The 5,710-nt window shown below is 61.2% G+C and carries 4 protein-coding genes; 3 read left to right on the top strand and 1 reads right to left on the bottom strand.

Annotated elements, in window-relative coordinates; all coding sequences use genetic code 11:
* A partial coding sequence (locus VFN25_RS07470; RefSeq protein ID WP_325140423.1) for a xanthine dehydrogenase family protein molybdopterin-binding subunit occupies window positions 1–2,179 on the top strand: 2,179 nt, incomplete at its 5' end.
* A 289-nt stretch (window positions 2,180–2,468) separates the two neighbouring features.
* Here the strand turns inward: VFN25_RS07470 and VFN25_RS07465 are convergent.
* Window positions 2,469–3,521, bottom strand: a complete 1,053-nt coding sequence (locus VFN25_RS07465) for an aromatic ring-hydroxylating oxygenase subunit alpha (protein WP_325140421.1) — start codon at window positions 3,519–3,521, stop codon at window positions 2,469–2,471.
* 190 nt (window positions 3,522–3,711) lie between these two features.
* Between VFN25_RS07465 and VFN25_RS07460 the strand changes: the two genes are divergently transcribed.
* The gene (locus VFN25_RS07460; RefSeq protein WP_325140419.1) at window positions 3,712–5,037 is read left to right on the top strand and encodes a dipeptidase; all 1,326 of its coding nucleotides are present in this window, start codon (window positions 3,712–3,714) and stop codon (window positions 5,035–5,037) included.
* 216 nt (window positions 5,038–5,253) lie between these two features.
* The coding region (locus VFN25_RS07455; protein ID WP_325140417.1) for a hypothetical protein at window positions 5,254–5,710 on the top strand (457 nt) is incomplete at its 3' end.

The following is a 5,710-nucleotide window of genomic DNA, read 5'->3' as shown; positions in this document are numbered from 1 at the left end:
AATCATCATGACGCGTGATCCCGGTGATCTTGCGCAGCCGTCGCGGCGGCGCTTCCTCGCGACCTCGGCCTCGCTGGCCGGTGGTCTGGTCATCGCCTGTTTCGTGCCATTCGGCAAGCGCCGCCTGTTTGCCCAGGAGGGCGCGGCACCTGCAGCCCCGGCGATGGATCCGAACGCCTTTGTGCGCATCGGCAATGACAACACGATCACGATTCTGATCAAGCATTCGGAGATGGGTCAGGGCGTCGGCACCTCGCTGCCGATGGTGGTTGCCGAAGAGCTCGATTGCGACTGGTCGAAGGTGCGCATGGAAAACGCGCCGAATGCGCCGGTCTACGCAAACAATGCGTTCGGCATCCAGGGCACCGGTGGCTCGACGAGCACGCTGGAGTCGTTTGACCAGATGCGCCAGGCCGGCGCGATGGCGCGGGCGATGCTGGTCGAAGCAGCGGCGCAGCGGTGGAAGGTTGCGGCTGGTGATTGCCGCACCGAAAACGGATTCGTCATTTGCGGCGCACACAAGGCCAGCTACGGGGAACTCGCCGACGCGGCAGCCAAACTGCAGCCGCCGGCCAAGGTGACTCTCAAGGATCCGAACAACTGGAAATTGATCGGCAAGCCGACGCGGCGCATCGACAGTCTGTCCAAGGTCACCGGCACGGCCGGATTCGGTATCGATGTGCAGCGCCCCGGCCTGCTGACCGGCGTGATCGCCCGCGCACCGGTGTTCGGCGGCAAGGTCAAGCGCTTCGATTCGGGCAAGGCCAGGGCGGTGCCAGGCGTGGTCGACGTGGTTCAGATACCGAGCGGTATTGCCGTGCTTGCCAGGCACTTCTGGGCAGCCAAGAAGGGCCGCGATGCTCTGCAGATCGAATGGGATCTGGGCGTCGGCGCAAGCTTGTCCACTGCGGCAATGCGTGCCGACTACCGCAAGCGCGCTGAGAAGCCGGGAGCCATCGCAGCCACGGCCGGCGATGTTGATGCAGTGCTCAAGGCCGCTGACAAGCGCGTCGATGCGGACTACGAATTGCCGTTTCTCGCGCATGCGCCGATGGAGCCGCTCAACTGCACAGCCGAGATCGGCGAGGACGGTTGCGAGATCTGGACCGGCACCCAGTTTCAGGGTGTCGATCAGGGCGTGGTTGCGCAGATCCTCGGCATCAAGCCCGAGCAGGTAAAGATCCACACGCAATTCCTCGGCGGCGGTTTCGGTCGCCGCGCCAACCCGCATTCGGATTTCGTCGCTGAAGCCGTGCATGCGGCCAAGGCCGTGAAAAAGCCGGTCAAGATCATCTGGACGCGCGAGGACGATGTCCATGGCGGCTACTATCGACCCATGTGGCTGTCGCGTTTCTCAGCTGCGATTGGCGAAGATGGCAGGCCTTCGGCGTGGGCGCATACGATCGTCGGTCAGTCGATCATGGCCGGTACACCATTCGCCGAATTCTCGATCAAGGATGGCATCGATTCAGCGTCGGTTGAAGGCGCGGCCGATTCGCCGTATCTCGCCGCGATCCCGGCTCATCGGGTCGATCTGCATACGCCCGAAACACCGATTCCGACGCTGTGGTGGCGCTCGGTCGGTCATTCCCACACCGGCTTCGTCATGGAGAGTTTTGTTGACGAACTGGCCCACGCGGCGAAAGTCGATCCACTTGCCTATCACCGCAAGCTGCTGCCCGCCGATTCACGTAATCTGCGCGCGCTCGAGCTCGCGGCGAAGGAATTTGGCTGGGGCAAGCCCTTGCCGAAAGGTCACGCCGCCGGACTCGCTGCGCATGCCTCGTTCGGCAGTCATGTCGCCCAAGTCGCCGAAGTCTCGATCGAGGATGGAAAGATCCGCGTGCATCGTGTGGTCTGCGCGATCGACTGTGGCCCGGTGGTCAATCCGCTGACCATCGAGGCACAGATGCAATCGGCGATCGCGTTTGGCCTCGGCGCCGTGCTGCACAGCGAGATCACCTTCAAGGATGGCAAGGTCGAACAAGGTAATTTCAACGACTATGTGGTGCTGCGCATCGACGAGATGCCCAAGGTCGAAGTGCATATCGTCAAGAGCACCGACAAGATGGGCGGTGTCGGCGAACCCGGTTTGCCGCCGATCGCAGCGGCCGTCGCCAATGCAGTATTCGCCCTGACCGGCAAGCGCTTGCGCAAGTTGCCATTGACGCTTGCTTGATCTGAAACATCGAAGTGCAGGGACGATAGGCGGAGAATCTCAGGTATGCGGCGAACCCGGGGATCAAAGTTCACAGCCGCGGCCAACCTCAACAAACCTCATCATCCACTTCACCGTCGCCCCTGCGAAGGCAGGGGTCCAGTGACTTTGCTCTTGATATCCACTTTTCTTTGCGGTGCGGCAGGAAGGAGGCTGCGTTGGAAGTGCAAAGGTGCAGGACGAGCGGCCATTCAGCGGTTGTGAAGCGCCTCCTGCCTGCGCAGGTACGATAAATGAAGGGCAAACGGAGTTATTCGTTTGCAGCCCTCGAATAAGCAGCACGCAACAGGTTGTGGAAATGCCAGACCCCGCTCTCGCGCTTCGGGCACAGGCGACCCGCATCGTAGGTGCCCGAGGCCAGGCCCCGTTGCACTGCTTCACAGATCGCGATGTCTTCCAGCTGCACCTCGTCGCTGAACTCCGCATCTGCAGCGATGCGCGCCTGCGCGTTGTCATCCTGTGCATAGAAAAAGTCGAATTCGACGCGGCAGCGCTCGGCGCCGAGTGGCAGCACGCGATTGGTCTGCAGGCGGCCCGGCAGGATGTTGAGCATGATGTTCGGGTAGATCTGATAGTAGAACGCCTCACCTTCGCCGTAGCGGTCGCCGGCATCGCGCAGCGGCGAGGATTGCAGGCTGTGCCAGGCGAACAGCTCGGTGTCATAGGCGCGGTAATCGAGCAGCTGCGACAAACCCGGATGCACGTGAGGCAGGTGATAGCCTTCAAGGAAGTTGTCGACATAGACCTTCCAGTTGCAGGCGATGTCGTAGCTCTCGCGGCGCTCGAAGCGCATTGTGGACAAATCGATCGGCGCGATGCGCTCGACAATGCCGGCATAGACCTCGTCAAACGCGGGCACCTCATCGTCGAGGGAAACAAAAACCAGTCCCTGCCATTCGTGCACGCGCAGCGGCGGCAAGCGGATGTCGCCGACCTCGAAATCCTGCGCGCCTTGCATCTCCGGCGCGCTGCGTAGCTGACCCTCGAGCGTGTAGGTCCAGCCGTGATATTTGCATTGCAGCGATCTGGCACCTTTGCCGTTGCACAGGGCCAGCGGTCCGGCGCGATGTCTGCACACATTCGGAAACGCGCGCAGCACACGATCCTGGCCGCGCACGATCAACACCGGCACCTTGCCGATCTGCTCGACGACGTGATCGCCGGGCTCGGCCAATTGTCCGCAATGGGCGACGAGTTGCCAGCTTTGCGCGAACACGGTGGCCTGCTCCATCTCGAGCATTGCTTCGCCGATGTAGCAGCGTGCTGGAAGCGCGTGAGCTGAGTCGAGAGACGTTGCTTGCATGATGTGAGTCATGGTGACGGGCTCGTTGGCCAGATGGCTGATCGATTGTGCTGCCGCCCCAGTGTCGCGCGGAATCACGCAGCAATGCCATCGTATGCAAAAATCGCATTTCGCGGCAGGCGGTTTGAGTGTCGGTGCTGCGCAACCTCGTTATTCCCCGATTTCGTTCGATGACTACCCTGGAGCACACATGAATGGTATTCGCGCCTCCCTGTTGATGGCTGGACTCGTGCTTGCAGTGGGTGTGGCCGAAGCGAAATCGCCGGCAACGGCGAATGACGCCGAGCTGCTCCAACGCGTCGAACGCGTGCTGGCGAAGACGCCGCTGATTGATGGTCACAACGATCTCCCCTGGGAACTCCGTGCGCGCGAAGGCCATGTCGATCTAAACGCGAATCACGCGAACATGAAGCCGCCCGCTGATGCGCCATCGGACTGGCTCGGCTTGATGACCGATATTCCTCGCCTGCGCGCCGGTCATATCGGCGGCCAATTCTGGTCGGTGTGGATTCCGACGACGACCACCGGCCCCGAGGCGATCAAGACCACGATCGAGCAAATCGACATCGTCCACAACATGGTTGCGCAGTATCCGCAGACCTTTCAGATGGCCTACACCGCCGATGACATCGTGCGCATCCACAAGGTCGGGCGGATTGCTTCGCTGATCGGTATCGAAGGCGGCCACCAGATCGACAACTCGATGGCGACGCTGCGCCAGATGTACGTGCTTGGCGTGCGCTATATGACCCTCACCCATACCCTCAACACCGACTGGGCCGATTCCGCCACGGCCAATCCCCAACACAACGGACTGACCGGTTTCGGCCGTGCCGTGATTGGCGAGATGAACCGGCTCGGCATGATTGTCGATCTGAGCCATGTCTCGGCGAAGACCATGAAGGATGCCATCGCCGCCAGTCGCTCGCCGGTGATGTTTTCGCATTCCGGCGCGCGCGGGCTGATCGATCATCCGCGCGGCGTGCCGGATGAGGTGCTGAAGCTGGTGGCGCAAAACCACGGCATCGTCATGGTCAATTTCTTTCCCAGCTATATCTCGCAGGAACGCGCGTGCTGGGATGCCGATCATGCCGCCGAAGAAACCCGCTACAACTCTCCACCCTACTATGGTCTGTATATCGGTCAGCCCGAGCGCGCCGCAGCAGCCATGGCTGAGTGGGAACGCCTGCATCCGCGACCGACGGTGACCCTCGCCGAGGTCGCCGACCATCTGGACTACATCCGCAAGATCGCCGGCATCGAAAGTGTCGGCCTCGGTTCCGACTTCGACGGCATTTCCAGTACGCCCGACGGGCTGGACGGCGTCGACAAGTATCCGGCCCTGCTCGTCGAACTGGCCCGTCGTGGCTGGAGCGATGCCGATCTCGCCGCTCTCGCCGGCGGCAACATGTTGCGCGTCATGCGAGCCAATGAGGCGGTCGCGAAGAAATTGCAGGCGAGCGAAGTGCCTTCAATGGCGAAAATCGGGGACAACAAGGACGCGGCCAAGCACTGAGCAAGCTTGTTGTCTGGTTGCCCGATCGCCGTCGGCCCGGATCCGAGCGGCCAGCATGGCGTGCTGTTTTTCGCTAGAAATCAATGATTTGACGGTTATTTGATGAAAGTTTGATGGTATTTGTAAGCTTCGGATCGGATTCCCGGCAAGGATCGGGACGTTGGGTCAGCCGCCATCGCGGATGGCTCGCACTATCCCTCGTTGTGGAGAATCCCGATGCGTGTCCAGTTTGCTTCATTGCTCCTTGTCGTGTGCTCGATCATCTCAATCGACTGTTTTGCAGGAGTAGTCCTGTCGCCACCGCGCTATGCCCTGTACGCGGATTTCAACAACAAGACGACCGGTGATCCGATCGGCAGCCGCGGCGCGACGTTTGGCGAGCCCATCAGTCTGGGCAATCTGAACGCTTCGATCATGGAGAGCACGCCGGGACAGAGCCGGCTGCAAGTCAGCAACGATTTGAGCAGCACCTCGGCGCGTCGGCTGCGTTGGGCGCCCATGGGGAATGCTGAAATCACCGAGGGCGAAGTCAGGATTTCTTTCGATCTGACGGCGAGTGCCCCCGACAAATTCAGTTTCCTGGTCCGTGAAAGTGTCAGCTCATCCAAATCATTCCTGAGCGCCGTTTTCAGCAACACCGGTTCGATTACGACGAGCGACGCGAACGGACCGA

This window comes from Dokdonella sp., assembly GCF_035703485.1.
In the GTDB taxonomy this organism is placed as follows: domain Bacteria; phylum Pseudomonadota; class Gammaproteobacteria; order Xanthomonadales; family Rhodanobacteraceae; genus Dokdonella.
The sequence above is the reverse complement of the archived record's forward strand: the minus strand, read 5'-3'. Positions and strand labels throughout refer to the sequence as shown.

Coding starts and splice junctions, on each gene's coding strand:
- VFN25_RS07460 (WP_325140419.1), top strand. CDS start 3,712: ATGAATGGTATTCGCGCCTCCCTGTTGATGGCTGGACTCGTGCTTGCA.
- VFN25_RS07465 (WP_325140421.1), bottom strand. CDS start 3,521: ATGCAAGCAACGTCTCTCGACTCAGCTCACGCGCTTCCAGCACGCTGC.